Origin of the sequence: Runella sp., from assembly GCF_027484545.1 — a bacterium.
Taxonomy (GTDB): domain Bacteria; phylum Bacteroidota; class Bacteroidia; order Cytophagales; family Spirosomataceae; genus Runella.
In genome coordinates this window covers 14213-29432 of the sequence record NZ_JAIXST010000041.1, presented here as the reverse complement: position 1 = coordinate 29432, position 15220 = coordinate 14213, and the positions used below count along the sequence as shown (strand labels likewise).

18 protein-coding genes and 1 pseudogene are annotated in these 15220 nt (G+C 43.6%); 16 read left to right on the top strand and 3 right to left on the bottom strand.

Annotated features, from left to right (window positions below; genetic code table 11):
• Positions 1-192: 192 nt before the first annotated feature.
• From Q0081_RS03795 to Q0081_RS03740, 12 genes and pseudogenes are all read left to right on the top strand, one after another.
• Positions 193-978 carry an ATP-binding cassette domain-containing protein gene (locus Q0081_RS03795; RefSeq protein ID WP_298349507.1) on the top strand — a complete coding sequence of 262 codons (786 nt, stop codon included), beginning with the start codon at positions 193-195 and terminating at the stop codon, positions 976-978.
• An 86-nt stretch (positions 979-1064) separates the two neighbouring features.
• Positions 1065-1685: an ATP-binding cassette domain-containing protein gene (locus tag Q0081_RS03790; protein ID WP_298349504.1), complete on the top strand. Its 621-nt coding sequence runs from the start codon at positions 1065-1067 to the stop codon at positions 1683-1685.
• A 5-nt stretch (positions 1686-1690) separates the two neighbouring features.
• A complete protein-coding gene (locus Q0081_RS03785; RefSeq protein ID WP_298349502.1) occupies positions 1691-2668 on the top strand; it encodes an ABC transporter permease in 978 nt (325 codons plus the stop codon).
• A pseudogene (locus tag Q0081_RS03780) lies at positions 2643-3446 on the top strand (FGGY family carbohydrate kinase); the annotation flags it as partial. The gene Q0081_RS03785 and the pseudogene Q0081_RS03780, both read left to right, overlap by 26 nt.
• Positions 3429-4184: an FGGY-family carbohydrate kinase gene (locus Q0081_RS03775; RefSeq protein ID WP_298349510.1), complete on the top strand. Its 756-nt coding sequence runs from the start codon at positions 3429-3431 to the stop codon at positions 4182-4184. The pseudogene Q0081_RS03780 and the gene Q0081_RS03775, both read left to right, overlap by 18 nt.
• Positions 4181-4711, top strand: a complete 531-nt coding sequence (locus Q0081_RS03770) for a GntR family transcriptional regulator (RefSeq protein ID WP_298349500.1) — start codon at positions 4181-4183, stop codon at positions 4709-4711. The genes Q0081_RS03775 and Q0081_RS03770 overlap by 4 nt, the downstream gene beginning before the upstream one ends.
• Positions 4712-4869: 158 nt before the next feature.
• The gene (locus Q0081_RS03765) at positions 4870-5022 is read left to right on the top strand and encodes a hypothetical protein (RefSeq protein WP_298349498.1); all 153 of its coding nucleotides are present in this window, start codon (positions 4870-4872) and stop codon (positions 5020-5022) included.
• Between the two features lie 48 nt (positions 5023-5070).
• The gene (locus Q0081_RS03760; protein ID WP_298349497.1) at positions 5071-5214 is read left to right on the top strand and encodes a hypothetical protein; all 144 of its coding nucleotides are present in this window, start codon (positions 5071-5073) and stop codon (positions 5212-5214) included.
• 174 nt (positions 5215-5388) lie between these two features.
• Positions 5389-6108, top strand: a complete 720-nt coding sequence (locus Q0081_RS03755) for a hypothetical protein (RefSeq protein ID WP_298349495.1) — start codon at positions 5389-5391, stop codon at positions 6106-6108.
• Complete coding sequence (locus tag Q0081_RS03750; RefSeq protein WP_298349492.1) at positions 6095-7267, top strand: class I SAM-dependent methyltransferase; 1173 nt, start codon at positions 6095-6097, stop codon at positions 7265-7267. The genes Q0081_RS03755 and Q0081_RS03750 overlap by 14 nt, the downstream gene beginning before the upstream one ends.
• 5 nt (positions 7268-7272) lie before the next feature.
• Complete coding sequence (locus tag Q0081_RS03745; protein WP_298349490.1) at positions 7273-7800, top strand: thioesterase family protein; 528 nt, start codon at positions 7273-7275, stop codon at positions 7798-7800.
• A gap of 19 nt (positions 7801-7819) precedes the next feature.
• Positions 7820-8668, top strand: a complete 849-nt coding sequence (locus Q0081_RS03740) for a hypothetical protein (RefSeq protein WP_298349487.1) — start codon at positions 7820-7822, stop codon at positions 8666-8668.
• A gap of 166 nt (positions 8669-8834) precedes the next feature.
• On the opposite strand, the gene Q0081_RS03735 is transcribed toward Q0081_RS03740, so the two are convergent.
• On the bottom strand, positions 8835-9095 hold the full coding sequence (locus Q0081_RS03735) for a hypothetical protein (RefSeq protein ID WP_298349484.1): 261 nt from the start codon (positions 9093-9095) through the stop codon (positions 8835-8837).
• Positions 9096-9247: 152 nt separating this feature from the next.
• Between Q0081_RS03735 and Q0081_RS03730 the strand changes: the two genes are divergently transcribed.
• The 4 genes from Q0081_RS03730 (at position 9248) to Q0081_RS03715 (ending at position 13866) form a co-directional block, all read left to right on the top strand.
• Positions 9248-10057 (top strand): glycogen/starch synthase, encoded by an 810-nt coding sequence (locus tag Q0081_RS03730; protein ID WP_298349481.1) that lies wholly within the window; start codon positions 9248-9250, stop codon positions 10055-10057.
• Positions 10041-11411: a DUF4270 family protein gene (locus Q0081_RS03725; RefSeq protein ID WP_298349480.1), complete on the top strand. Its 1371-nt coding sequence runs from the start codon at positions 10041-10043 to the stop codon at positions 11409-11411. Before Q0081_RS03730 ends, Q0081_RS03725 begins: the two co-directional genes overlap by 17 nt.
• A gap of 210 nt (positions 11412-11621) precedes the next feature.
• Positions 11622-13460 carry a glutamine--fructose-6-phosphate transaminase (isomerizing) gene (glmS, locus tag Q0081_RS03720; RefSeq protein WP_298349477.1) on the top strand — a complete coding sequence of 613 codons (1839 nt, stop codon included), beginning with the start codon at positions 11622-11624 and terminating at the stop codon, positions 13458-13460.
• Positions 13461-13626: 166 nt separating this feature from the next.
• Positions 13627-13866, top strand: a complete 240-nt coding sequence (locus Q0081_RS03715) for a 4a-hydroxytetrahydrobiopterin dehydratase (protein ID WP_298349475.1) — start codon at positions 13627-13629, stop codon at positions 13864-13866.
• 108 nt (positions 13867-13974) lie between these two features.
• Here Q0081_RS03715 and atpH read toward each other — a convergent pair whose 3' ends face one another.
• Together atpH and atpF are read right to left on the bottom strand one after the other, a co-directional pair.
• Complete coding sequence (atpH, locus tag Q0081_RS03710; RefSeq protein WP_298349472.1) at positions 13975-14511, bottom strand: ATP synthase F1 subunit delta; 537 nt, start codon at positions 14509-14511, stop codon at positions 13975-13977.
• 90 nt (positions 14512-14601) lie between these two features.
• On the bottom strand, positions 14602-15096 hold the full coding sequence (gene atpF / locus Q0081_RS03705; protein WP_298349471.1) for a F0F1 ATP synthase subunit B: 495 nt from the start codon (positions 15094-15096) through the stop codon (positions 14602-14604).
• Positions 15097-15220 lie beyond the last annotated feature (124 nt).

Here is a 15220-nt window from a genome sequence, read left to right as displayed (position 1 = left end):
TAGCGGTGTCCCTGACTTCGACGTGAATCTGGTAAATCTTTGAAAAATTCATTTAGTGTCATATTCCATATAATATTTGGTCAAATGTAACAAAAAAATAGAACTTAACAGCCCTGCTCACAGGGGAGGGATTAGGGTGGGGTTGCCGCGAAAATACGATAAACAGTTAACCAATAACGATTAACGAAAAAAGTGCTGACTGCCGAAAACATAACGAAGAAATTTTCCGGCGTAACGGCGTTGGATACTGTTTGCCTCGAACTCCACGCAGGCAAAGTGAATGCTATTTTGGGTGAAAACGGCGCGGGAAAATCCACGCTGATGAAGATTTTGTCGGGAGTGTATCGAGACTACGAAGGGCAAATAACGCTCAATGGGCAACCTGTCCGTTTTTCGGGAACCCGAGACGCTCAAAACGCGGGCATCGCCATTATTCATCAGGAACTCAACCTGATTCCGTACCTGAGCATCACGGAGAATATCTTTTTAGGGCAGGAAATTGAAACCGTTTTTGGCATATTAGACAAAAAACAAATGCGTCTGAAAACGGTGCAATTGCTCGCAAAACTAAAACTCAACGTTTCCCCCGAAACAAAAATCAATGAGCTGAAAGTGGGTCAACAACAGTTGGTGGAAATAGCCAAAGCTCTGTTGCTCAACCCCGCTGTCATCATCATGGACGAGCCGACTTCGGCCATTACTGATCAGGAAGTAGAAACGCTTTTTGTCATTATTGACGAACTGAAGCGGGAAAATAAAACCATTGCATACATCTCTCACAAGCTCGATGAGTTGTTCCGAATTGCTGATCGTTACATTGTGTTACGAGACGGAAAATCCATCGAATCGGGTGACATGAAAGGCATGACTCACGACCGCCTTATCCAAAAAATGGTGGGTCGCGAAATTTTCATTCATAAAAAAGAAAACACGCTGACGGAGAAAAAGAACTGCTTTCCGTACAGCAACTTTCGTTAAAACGAAGCGCCAAGCGTCCCGATTTTATCTTTTCTGACATCTCTTTTTCCCTACAACAAGGCGAAGTAGTAGGAATTTTTGGACTGATGGGCGCCGGGCGGACGGAATTACTGGAAACTATTTTTGGCTTGTATCCGCAATTAACGTCAGGAACTGTCAAAACGGTAACGATTGCTTCGCCAGTTGATGCCGTCAAAGCGGGGTTGGCCTTAGTACCCGAAGACCGAAAAAGAGATGGAATTGTGCCCGGTATGGATGTAAAACAAAACATCAGTCTGGCTTCTTTGGGCGAGCAAGTGGAAAGAAACGGTTTTTTGAATACGAAAGTCGAAGCTGATTTGGCTACCAAATACATTCAGGAATTGGGTATTAAAACATCTTCTTCGGGCCAATTGATCAAACAATTGAGCGGTGGAAATCAGCAAAAGGCCATTTTGGGTAAATGGCTCGCGACGCATCCCAAGGTGCTGTTGCTCGACGAGCCTACGCGTGGGATTGACGTACACGCCAAAAGTGAAATCTATAAACTCATTCTTCAATTGGCGTCGTCGGGCTTAGGCATCATCATGGTTTCGTCCGAATTGCCCGAAATCTTTGCGGTTTCGGATCGGGTCTTGGTTCTTTCCGAAGGGCAACTCACACTTGAAACAGGAATCAATCAAGCCACCGAAGATAAATTATTGAAAGCGGCCATTTCCAATAAATAGAACTTATGCAAACAACCCTTGAATCACAAAAGAAACGCTTGGCAAAACTTCAGCCCTTGATTGCCTTATTTATTTTGTGCCTGATTATCGGATTTCTTTCCGACAAGTTTTTCACTGTTTCCAATTTTTGGAACGTCCTCCGTCAAATCTCCGTAAACATCTGCATATCAGTAGGTATGACATTGGTAGTATTGATGGCAGGCATTGATTTGTCCGTGGGTTCAGTATTGGCCTTGTGCGGAGCCGTCACGGCCGGATTGTTCAAAATGGGCATAGAATTACCTTCTCAAAATTTATACATCGGTTTTACACTTTTAGGAGCTGCCCTCGCAGGCGTATTGACGGGTGCGTTGTTGGGCTTTTTCAACGGTTTTGTCATTACCCGCTTCAAAGTCCCCTCGTTTGTTGCCACGTTGGCCATGCTTACCGTAGCGAGAGGATTGACCATGCTCTGGACCAAAGGCTTCCCCATCAGCGGTTTGGGAGAGCAATTTGCTTATTTGGGAACGGGTTGGTTGGTGGGCGTTCCCGTACCTGTTTGGATAAGTGCAGTGGTAGTGGCAGTAGCCATTCTTATTTCGGACAAAACAAAATTGGGACGTTACATTTATGCGATTGGCGGCAACGAAAACGCTTCCTTGCTATCGGGTATCAACATTACCAAAGTTAAAATCACGGTCTATACCATTGCGGGTGTATTGGCGGCCATAGGCGGGCTGATGGTCACGTCACGATTGGATTCGGCACAACCCAATGCCAGTACAGGTTACGAATTGGATTCCATTGCCGCCGTGGTGATTGGCGGCACTTCGTTATCGGGAGGCAAGGGAAGTATTTGGGGCACCGTGTTGGGCGCCATCATTATCGGCGTTTTGAACAACGGGTTGGTTTTGCTGAACGTATCCCCTTTTTGGCAACAGGTAGTAAAAGGATTTGTGATATTATTGGCCGTAATTATTGATAAAGCGAATTCTAAAAATTAAGAATAGTATATTAACTCCCCCATTGGGGGACGGGGGGCCGTTTATCCTCTCCATAGACCAAGGCACGAGCAGTACCAAAACAATTGTTTTTGACAATCTGGGAAATGTCATTGCCCGCGCTTCCGAGCCTTTAAAAACGCATTATTTCAACGAAGGTTTTGCCGAACAAGACCCCGAAGGAATTTTCCAAAATGTCTTGACCTCCGTTACCCAATGTATTGAGGATTTTAAAACAAAGGGATACGATACGAAAGACATTCTATCGTGCGGGATTTCCAATCAACGGGAGACGTTTGTGGTGTGGGACGAAAACGGCATACCGCTGCACAATGCCGTCATCTGGCAATGAAAACGTTCGGTCTCTGTTTGTGACACACTGAAAGACAAAGGGTTAGAACAAGTCATCAACGACAAAACAGGCTTGGTGATTGACCCGTATTTTTCGGAAACAAAGCTGATGTGGCTCAATGAAAATGTACCTGCCGTCAGCGATGCCATTAAAGAAGGCGGCGCTTTTTTCGGCACAGTAGATACGTGGCTTCTTTTCAAACTCACCCAAGGCAAAGAATACCTCACCGACTATACCAATGCGTCGCGCACGTTGCTTTTTAACCTCAACACCTTAGATTGGGACAACGAATTGTTGGAAATATTTGGACTTTCCAACCTTAACTTACCGCAGGCAAAACCTTCCGCTTTTTACTTTGGCGAACCTGATTTTGAGGGACTTTTTGAATCTCCCGTTCCCATTACGGCCCTAATTGGCGACAGTCACGCGGCGGCCTTTGGCGAAGGTTGTTTTTCATCAGGTACAGCCAAAGCGACCTTAGGTACAGGTTGTTCGATACTGATGAACGTCGGGAGTGAGCGAAAATCGTCGGCCAAAGGCATGGTTTCCACCATCTGCTGGAGCATCGAAGGAAGAGTAGATTTTGCCTTGGAAGGCGTTATTGTTACCTGTGGCGCCACCATCGAATGGTTAAAAAATGAGTTGGGAATCATCTCCGACAGCAAAGAAACCGAAGCGATGGCGATAGCCGCGGGAAGCAACAACGGCGTGTATCTCATACCCGCTTTCAGTGGTTTGGGAGCACCGTATTGGAATATGAAACGCAAGGCTTCCATTACAGGGCTTACCTTCATTTCCAACAAAAACCACATTGTCAGGGCGGCCTTAGAGTCCATTCCTTATCAGATAAAAGACATTATTTCTGCCATGGAAACCGACACTCAAATTCAGCTACAGGAATTGATGGTCGATGGCGGTATGACTGCCAATGGTTTTGTAATGCAATTCTTGGCTGACCTCCTTGACAAACCAGTCATAAGCATCCGAATGCCGGATGTCTCCGCTTTGGGAGCGGCCTATTTATCGGGATTGGAAAGTGGAGTTTTTAAAGACATCGCCCACATTCAACGCCTACAAACGGACAGAAAACAACTCAACCCGTCCGCTGACACCGTTAAAGTGATGTCTGATTATCAAGGTTGGCAAGAAAACGTTTATCAGCAATGAAAAGGAACGATTTACTACAACTCATCACGATTGACTGCTATTCGGCTACGCCCAAATACCTTCAAATCGCCAATTCGATACTGACTGCCATCGGCAAAGGAGAGTTGGAAAAAGATGAAATTTTGCCCTCTATTAATGAATTGAGTTTTGAGTCCGATATTTCGAGAGATACCGCCGAAAAAGGCTATAAGTACCTCAAAAAAATAGGGATGCTGGATTCAGTACCGGGCAAAGGATATTTTGTAAAAAGCACTATTATCAGCCCGCATCCGAAGATTCTGTTGTTGGCTAACAAGTTGAATGCCCATAAAAAATCATTTATGACGCATTGGTCGCTTCGTTGGGAGAAATGGTTTCCATTGACTTTTACATTTATAACAACGACTATAATTATTTCAAAAAGCTCCTCCAAACCAATAGTCACGATTACACCCATTACGTCATCATTCCCCATTTCACGGAGGGGGGGGAGAAAGCCCACGAAGTCATTAATGCCACCATTCAGCGCCAGAAAGTCATTGTGGTAGATAAACCCATTCCGGGCATCAAAGGCAAATACGGCTCCGTTTGTCAAAACTTCAAGTTGGATATTTTCAAAGCGTTGGAGTAAGCTCTCGGAGCACTTTCTAAATACCGCAAGATAAAAATCATTTTCCCCCAAGAATCCCACCACCCCAAAGAAATATTGGAAGGATTATCGCTTTTTTGCCATCAATATTCGTTTGATTTTGAGGTCATTCGAGGTCTTTCGGAAGAAGTCATTCAGGATGGTGAAGTCTACATCAGCATTACTGAAAACGATTTAATCACCTTGGTAGAAAAGGTATTGGCTTCCTAATTAAAAGTCGGAAAGCAAGTGGGCATTATTTCTTATAATGAAACCCCTTTGAAAAAAATCATTCTGGAAGGCATCACCACGATTTCTACCGATTTTCAACTCATGGGCAAACAAACCGCTCAATTGATTCTGGAAAACGCAAAAGAACACATTGAAGTACCGTTTTACCTGACTTTAAGAGCTTCGCTGTAAATTACATTCAACCGTTTAATTTTATTCCAATTTACAGCGCTCCGATTTTGAGCTTTTCCTTTGCTGCATTTAATTTGGCTCCTCTACACCTATTTCAATTGCTATCTATTTTGTCTTTTGAAAACCAATTAGTTTGATATACATTGCGGAGCAAATAATTAAATTTCTCAGACCATGAAAAAAAATCTTTTTATCGCTTGCTGTTTGTGCTCAGCCCACGGGTTGATGGCCCAAACTGAAAATGCCAACAGCCTTATCCGTGATGTAGATGGCCGCTTAGGTGTGGGCAACTACACAACCTCTACCTTCGATTCGCGCTACGAAGGCATCAAAGGTTCTCCACTCTTTATTTCAGAATGGATAAGCGGACAAATGGCTTTTGTAGATGGCAAAGTTTTTAACGATATGCCTCTAAAGTACAACGCCTATACCAAAGAACTCCTCATGAAACGCCCTTCGGGCGATTCGCTGATTGTGTTTCCGTACCAAGTTCTTTCTTTTACTATTAATGACCCCGTCACGAAGGCCAATTTCACGTTCAAACGCTATCCAAAGTCACAAACTTCTAAATACGACATGCGTGATGTGTATTTTCTGGTGTTGTATGAAGGAAAAACTTCTCTGTTAAAACTCGTCAGCAAAACTCTCAAAAAAGCCGACTTCAAAGACCCTTACAGCAACAACGTTCGTTTTGATACCTACGAAGATGCCAACGAATACTATCTTCTGAAAGCCGATGGAAACATGGTGAAAGTCAAGAGAAGTAAGAAATCAGTATTAGATGTGCTGTCGGACAAGGAAGTAGCCATCAAAGCTTTGCTTGAACAGGAAAAAATAGAGTTAAAATCGGAGCGCGAACTCGTGCGGGTTGTAGCAAAGTATGACGCTATCTAACGAACAAATCACGTTTATACAACAGCATCTTCAATCTGCCCCCACTTCGCTTTTGCTCAAGTACGGGAAAGAAAAGGAGTTTCTGATCGGCCAAATAGAATCAAGGCAAAAAGCGCGGCATAAGCTACCTACGTGGTACGCTGAGCCGCGCTTGGTGTTTCCACCTGCCGTATCGGTCGAACAAAGCTCATCGGAGCTTACGGGCCACTACAAAGCCTCTTTGGTAGCAGGAGCGTACTTGATAGATGCTACGGGAGGCATGGGCATTGACTCCTATTTTTTTTCACAACGCTGCGAATCGGTAACATACATTGAGCAGAATGAAAAATTAGTGCAGTCGGCCCAACATAATTTTGACGTATTGAAGGTGGGTAACATTCGCTGTATTCAGGGAGATTCCATTAATTTTCTGCACCAATTGGAAGGCAAAACGGATTGGATGTATGTAGACCCCGCCCGCCGTGCTGCCGACAACCGCCGCGTGGTAGGGCTGAAAGACTGCGAGCCCGACGTGGTTGAATATTTGCCGCTTTTACTACAGAAAGCAAATCATATTCTTATCAAAGCATCTCCTCTATTAGACATAAAACAAACACTCAGTGATTTACCATTCGTTACAACGGTTCATGTAGTTGCGGTAGAAAATGAGTGTAAAGAGTTACTTTTTGAATTGAATGAATTTAACAATCATTCATCGGGTGTCCAAGTTAAAACCATCAACTTCAAAAACGACGGCAGCCAACAAGTCTTTGATTTTCAATGGAAACAAGAAGCGACTATGGCTGTCACATTGAGTGACCCGCAACGCTACGTTTACGAGCCCAATGTCGCGGTTTTGAAAGCAGGAGCTTTTAAATCAATCGCCAATGCCTTCGGTCTTGCCAAGATTGCACCCCATAGCCACTTATATACTTCCGAAAATCTGAAAATTGATTTCCCCGGACGTATTTTTGAAGTGCAAGCCATGGTAAAGGCTGATTCAAAGGCACTTGCCCCTTATTTACCTGACGCAAAAGCCAACCTCACCGTTCGTAATTTCCCTACAACTACGGATGAACTTCGCAAAAAACTAAAACTAAAAGACGGGGGTGACGTATATTTGCTGGCTACAACCCTCTCCAATGGCGATAAAAGGCTGTTGGTGTGCAAAAAAATATAAAACCCATGTTTTTTGAACACATCCCCAATAAGGAGTACCCCAAAGAACCCGAATCGCGGATGGTTATTCGTTTTCAGGACTGCGATCCTTTGCAGCACCTCAACAATGCCAAGTATTTTGATTACTACTTTAATGCCCGCGAAGACCAAGTCGCTAAGTTGTATGAATTCAACTTTGGGCGCCTCTTCCGCGAACTTGGCCAAAGTTGGGTCGTGTATCAGCACCAAATTGCTTATGTACGCCCCGCGATGGTCAGCGAATGGGTACGCATTACGTCTCGATTGATTTACTTCAATCAGGACACCACCGTTACGGAATATTTCATGACCGACGACAGCCGTTCCCAACTCAAAAATGTACTTTGGGTCACGTCCAAATACATTGATGTCCGTTCGGGGCAGCGCGTAGTCCACCCTCCCACCATCATGGATTATCTGAAAGCCACGTGCCTGCCTGAGGTTGATTTTCACAACTGGAATTTCAACGAGCGAATCCGCGAAATCAAGCAGAGCGTTAGCCTAAATCGCCCATGAGATTAAAAGTTACCGCTCCATGACTTGGCTTAAAAACGTTGCATTTATTATCAGTTATTACCTCAAACGCGCCCATTGGCTAAGTTTGGACGTAGCAGCTGGTGCTACGATTACGCATGGCGTTGCGTTGCGTTTGCCCGACGGTCACGGCAACGTAGGTTGGGCTTCAACCCTACTGGTCGGCATTGCAGTATTTGCCATTTATGTAGTGGACCGATTGCTTGACAATCGTAAACCCACGCCAATTGACACGCCCCGTCACCGCTTTCACGCCCGTTACGAACCTATATTACTCAAAGTTTTAGCGGGATTGGCCTTTGTAGGTCTGATATGCCTGTTTTGGATACCGTCCAAAATGATTTTTTTAGGAATCGGTTTAGCGTTTCTCGTCGGCATTTACCTCTTTGTTGTTTTCAAAACCTCACTTACCGACAGTTTCCAGCTTTTTAAAGAGCCTTTTGTGGCTATCATTTACACCGCAGGAATTTGGGGTACGGCCCTCATCTCCATCCCCAACACCGCTTGGGAAAGCAATGTCTTCATGGTACTTTTTGGATTGGTAGCTTTTCAAAACCTTCTTTTGTTCTCCTGGTTTGAATCCTTCGATATTGAGGAGGGTTATTCCTTGGCCATTGCGTGGGGCACAGAGACAGTCAGCCAAGTATTAACGTGGTTGGTTACCATTGTGGTTATAAGTGCCTTAGGAGTGCTTGTATTCACGTCTTACAGGTATTGTGTCAGAACTGCCCTAACTATCGCTGTCATGAGCGTGTGTATGCACTTGCTGAAGCGACCGTCAGTTCAGGCAGATGAGCGCTATCGATGGATGGGAGACGGTATCTTTTTGTTTACGCTGTGGTTGATTTAAATCAGAAGTCAGAAGCAAGGAGTCAGGAGTCAGTGATTTTTTCCTTTTAAAAACCGTTTTGGCAGATTCTGCGCTTATTGACTTTTAATTTTTTTCCGCTGACTTCTTCCTTCTCACTCCTGACCGCACGGGCACGGTCCGCCGTTGCGGGCCCCGTCCTGTCTGACTACTTTTTCTTTTTTATCGAAGGCTTTATGGTCGCTTTGGGTTTTGCCTTTACCTGTTTATTTTCCGGGGTATATTTAGAAAGCATGGGTTCGGCATTGCGTTTACGGCGCAGATACTGAAAGGCCAACAGACAGGATAAGCAGAGCATAATAAGCCAATAACTGTCTTTAAACTCAGTCCGTCGGATTTCCATAATCCATAAAACAAAAAAGCCCAGCGACGCCCAGCCCAGTATACTCTCAAGTAAAGGAGTTTTCATGTATTTTTACGAAGATAATTTGGAAAACAAAGGTAAGGGGTTTAAACTATATCAAATAATTATCAGGCATTAACGTTGAAATTCGCCAAAATTTTGTATAATTTTGCAAAATTTTTCTTCAAAACCAATCCCTTCAAGCTTCACCAAAGCCTATGAGTAAACTACGGATTTTGTATGTAGCCAGCGAGATAAATCCCTTTCTCCAAATCACTGAGGTAGCCGATTATGTAAGAAAATTACCTCAAGCAATGCAGGAACGCGGCATGGAAATTCGCATATTGGTGCCGCGTTTTGGACTCATCAACGAGCGTAAAAATCGCCTTCACGAGGTAGTCCGTCTTTCGGGTATCAATATTTCAGTCGGTGACGATGAAAAACCGCTGATTATTAAGGTGGCTTCGATTCCAAGCGCCAAATTACAAGTTTATTTTATAGACAACGAAGACTATTTTCATCGTAAGTCCGTTTTCTTAGATAAGGACAACAACTTTTTTGACGACAACGATGAGCGTGCTATCTTTTTCTGCAAAGGGGTACTCGAAACAGTCAAAAAATTAGGCTGGGCTCCTGACGTTGTTCACTGCAACGATTGGATGACGGCTCTTATCCCGTTGTATTTGAAAACCACTTACAAAAATGATCCGATGTTTAAGGATACAAAGTGCGTTTTTACTGTTTACAATAATGCCTTCAACTATAAGTTTGAAGATGGAATTTTAGATAAAGCCAAAGCCATGGACGTTAGTGACGAGGCACTGGCGCATCTCCGTTCCGCTGATTTTGAAGGATTTATCAAAATTGGATGTGCGTATGCCGATGCTGTAGTCAAAGCTGACGATGATTTTAGTGAAAGTTTAAACCGTATTTTTGATGAATTGCCCGAACGCAAATTGGAACTGGTCGAAGAAGACGAAAATTTTACCGATACGTACTACAACCTTTACAATGAGTTGGCCGGTTAAAGCCGCCTTGAGTATAATCACCATTTTAGCCCTTACATTGGCTGCCTGCGAAGCTCCCAAAGAAATCGGCCTCCCCCCGGAGGTCATCGCTGAAGTGCAGTTTACTGATACGCTTACAGTACGAACAAGCACTGTTTTACTGGACTCCGTTCGTACATCCAATACCCAACAATTGCTCTCAGGGCTGTATCGTGACCCCATTTTTGGTCAGGTTACGGCACAGCCCTTTTTTGAAGCGGGCGGAGCTCTGAATTTAAATCTTAATTCGGACGGAACTGTCAATACCAATACATACGTGTTTGACTCACTCACGATGGAAATTGCGTATTCGTACCTGTACGGAGATACGCTTCGACCTTTTGAAGTAAATTTGCACCGCTTAAAGGATACACTTCTAACGGGAAAAACGTACTACAACAACAGTTCGATAGCTTACGATCCCACTCCGTTGGCTAAGGCTAAATTTACACCGAATCCTTCCATCAATAACGCGATCAAGTTTAATTTACCTGCTGCTTTTGGCAAAGAAATTATGGATTTGAGCGGAAAACCGGAAGGTGCTACATCTGCTAAGTTCATCCAAACCATCAAAGGTTTTACGATGGTGCCTGCTACAAGCAATAACATGGTGGTTGGTTTTTCACCTTCCTCAACGGGGATTCTTCTTAATCTGTACCTGCACAACAGTGCTGATACCATCGCTTTGGTGAGAACATTCTATGTTTCTAAGCGCTTTAATCAGGTAAAAGCAAATCGACAAGAAACGGCTTTAAGCCAAATCCAACCGCTAAAACCTCTTTTGGCCACCCAAACGGGGGGACTCAATTATGTTCAGGACGCCCTTGGAATAGTGACTAAAATTGAGATCCCTTATTTGCAGACATTGTTTAAAAACAATAACATCGCTATTAACCGAGCAGAGCTAAATATTGTCCCTAATCAACCGGTGCACGTGGGCGGGCTTTTTGGACTTCCTACCGGACTCACTATGGCTGAGACCGACGAAACCAATCGGCTTTTGCGTTCCAAAGGAGATACCGAACTTCTACTGCCGATAGACGGAGCGACATTTCAATCGTATGTATTGCCGCAGGTTGTCTCTTATTCCTCCAAATTCCGCAATTATAATTTTATTCTTACTACGTATTTACAAGCGGTTTCCATAGGATTTAAGAAAAGTACCGGATTGTTATTAATGCCTGTGAGTTTGGCAAGTACCGTTCAATCATACGCCAACAATTCCCAACCTTTGACCGGTTATTACCCATTTCTTAATAATAAATTGGATCGTTTGACAATCAATCCTACGAAAGAAAACGTAAAATTGATGATATTTTATACCCAAACAAAATAAGTCTCAAGTTCATAAAAGCAAAAACAAAAAGTGCCCTGAGATAACTCGGGGCACTTTTTGTTTTTGTAATATTTCTTTATTTTTCGCTATTTTAATTAACTTTGATTGTATTAAACCAAGTTTATTAAAAAAATTCTTAGGATAAAAAGGGTTGGTAATTTTTTTTAAAAACACCCGCTCATTCATTACTCACCTTAAACATCAATCAGCATGTGTGGAATCGTAGCTTATGTAGGCCACCGAGAAGCCTGCCCTATCATCATAAAAGGGCTAAAAAGGCTGGAATACCGGGGGTATGACAGCGCGGGGGTAGCTCTGCTCAACGGTGAAGGACTGAAAATTTATAAGAAAAAAGGAAAAGTAGCTGCGCTGGAAGACGAGCTTAAAACCAAGGATTTGCACGCTACCGTCGGGATTGGGCACACGCGGTGGGCGACTCACGGAGAGCCCAATGATGCCAACGCTCACCCTCACTATTCTTACCATAAGAAGTTGGCGATTATTTACAACGGCATTATCGAAAACTACGCGACCATCAAGCAAAATCTTCTCAAAAAGGGCTACGAATTTCGCTCAGAAACCGGCTCAGAAGTACTCATACACTTTATTGAAGATATTCAGCAGGAAGTGAACTGTTCGCTCGAAGAAGCCGTCAGATTGGCTTTGCAGGAGGTAGTGGGAGCGTATGCCATTGTCATCATCTCGGAAGATGACCCCACGCAGCTTATTGCTGCCCGCAAAAGTAGTCCTTTGGTAATTGGTGTCGGTGAAGATGAGTTCTTTTTTGCCTCTGATGCCACCCCTATCATTGAATTTACCAAAGACGTCGTTTATCTTGATGACAATCAAATTGCACTCGTACGAAATGGTGAATTGAAAATTGTCAATCTTGAAAATGAGCGACAAGCTCCTTACGTTCAGAAATTGGAAATGGAGCTGGAAGCCATCGAAAAAGGTGGATACGACCATTTTATGCTGAAAGAAATCTTTGAACAGCCGCGTTCTATTGCTGACAGTATGCGCGGACGAGTCAACAGCGAAGAAGGCATCCTGCAATTAGGCGGTTTGCGAGGCTACATGGACAAATTGGCCGAGGCCAAACGCATCATTATTGTAGGCTGTGGCACTTCCTGGCACGCGGGATTAGTAGCGGAGTATATTTTTGAAGAACTGGCACGCATTCCCGTAGAAGTAGAATATGCTTCTGAGTTCCGTTATCGCAATCCGATTATTCGTGAAAAAGACTTTGTCATCGCCATTTCTCAATCGGGTGAAACAGCTGATACCTTGGCTGCCATTCAATTAGCAAAATCCAAAGGAGCCACCATTTTTGGTGTCTGTAACGTAGTGGGCTCGTCTATCGCCCGCGAAACCCACGCGGGGGCCCATACCCACGCAGGACCCGAAATCGGCGTGGCAAGTACCAAAGCATTTACGGCCCAAGTGACCGTTTTGACTCAAATAGCCATTTCTCTTGCTAAAAAGCGCGGTACGATTTCGGAAGAACTGTATCGTCAACTGCTGATTGAACTGGAAAATATTCCCCGTAAAGTAGGGCAGGTACTGAAAGCTGCCGATAAAGTCAAAGAAATTGCTTTAATCTTTACCTACGCCCGCAATTTCATTTACTTGGGACGAGGCTTAAACTTCCCTGTCGCTTTGGAAGGGGCGCTTAAACTGAAAGAAATCTCCTACATCCACGCTGAGGGTTATCCGGCCGCCGAAATGAAGCACGGCCCCATTGCGTTGATTGATGAGGATATGCCGGTCGTATTTATTGCGACCAAAGACAGTTCGTATGAAAAAGTAGTTTCCAATATTCAGGAAGTAAAAGCGCGAAAAGGGCGCGTGATTGCCATTGTGACCGAAGGCGATATCCATATTCCGACTTTGGTGGATTTCGTGATTAAAATTCCTAAAACGCACGAAATTTTGATGCCTTTATTGTCCTCTATTCCTTTGCAATTACTGTCTTACTACATCGCTGTGATGCGGGGGCGCAACGTGGATCAACCCCGCAACTTGGCTAAATCAGTGACGGTTGAATAAATACAAACTGTCTGAATTGATGTTTTTTGAAGATACAGCAGGGCAAAAGGTAAATGAGCGATTTAGGTATCTTCTGTCCCTTTTTTTAATAATGTATGCGATTTAAGGAATAGCATCGTTGTAATAGATGAATTAAAAAGTATGCTCACCTCAAAACAGACAACGTATGTGGATAGAACAAAACAATAAACTCGTCCGCGAGTATGAATTTGAAGATTTCAAGGAAGCATTTGCTTTCATGACCCAAATTGCTGATGTAGCCGAGAAAATGAATCATCACCCCTGGTGGTCAAACGTGTATAATAAAGTGCGTTTTGAACTCTCCACGCACGATGCCGGCGATAAAGTAACGGAGAAAGACGAAGCACTTGCTGATGCCATCGAAGCGATTTACGACGAATTATAGTTTTCACCTCATCCCCCAGCCCCTTCTCCACATGGAGAAGGGGGGCAAAAAAAGCCCTTACCGCAAAGCAGTAATGGCTTCAGTCACTCTAAGCAGATAAAAAATATCTTAGTTGAGCAACGTCAATTTCAAGTCGTTCAATTGTTTTTTGATAGAAGCATCGATTTGACGATCCCCTACTCTCAAAATATATCCACCGATAAGTTTGGCATCTACTTTTTCTTCCAATTCCACCGTTTTACCGGTAGCATCTGCCACAATTTGTATGAACTGCTTGCGCAATTCAGCAGTGAGGGGCATCGAAGAAGTAATGTACGCTTTTACAATGCCTTTGTAATCGTCGTACAGCTTAACAAACTCATCTGCGATGCTATTCATAATAGCTTCGCGATTCTTTTGAGTAATTATCGTGAAAATAGTGTAAGAAACAGGACTTACTCTTTCTTTAAACACGCCTTCCAAAATGGCAAGTTTTTTGTCGTGACGGACAACGGGGCTTTTCAATGCTAACATTAAACCGCGGTTTTCATCGGCCACTTTTTTGAAAAACACCATGTCTTGGTAGACTGTTTCCACTACTTTTTGTTCCTGAGCCAAATCAATCAAAGATTTAGCATATCGTAAAGCTACGGTAGATTCAGACATTTTTTTAGTTTTGATTTTATAGTGCAGAGTGTCAAAGTCAAGTTATTCGACATTCTGCACCGCGGCGGCGGACCGCTCTAAATTCGACAATTAATTAAGTCTTGCTTCTTTCGCCAAATCTGCGACTAACTTTTCCTGTGAAGTCTTATCGCTCAATTCTTTACGTAATACTTTTTCAGCGATGTCGAGCGAAATGGTCACCATTTCTTTTCTCATTTGAGCCACCAGCGCAACGCGCTCATTGTTGATTGCTTCCCGTGCATCTTCGATGATACGCTTACCTTCTACCGTTGCTTTATCTTTTGATTCCGCAATGATACGGTCGGCTGATTCTTTGGCAGCTTTCAGGATGCTGTCACGCTCAGCGCGGGCTTCGGCCAATAATTTTTGATTATCAGACTGCATTTTAGCCATGTCTGCGCGGGTTTTTTCCGCCAAATCCAATGCACTCTGAATTTGGTGTTCGCGTTCCTGCAAACTGCCAAGAATGGGCTTCCAAGCAAATTTAGCCAGCAGAAAGAACAAAATTCCGAAGAATACTAACTGCCAAAATATAAGACCAAGTTGGGGGGTTACTAATTCCATAGTATTGAAATAGCTTTTGAGTTTCTATTTACTAATCATTCTCCGGCCACCAACCTACTGTTAGTGAGCGGAGAATGTAATTATTTTGAGCAGTTGCCAAACACACTGATGCCTAATGCAAACA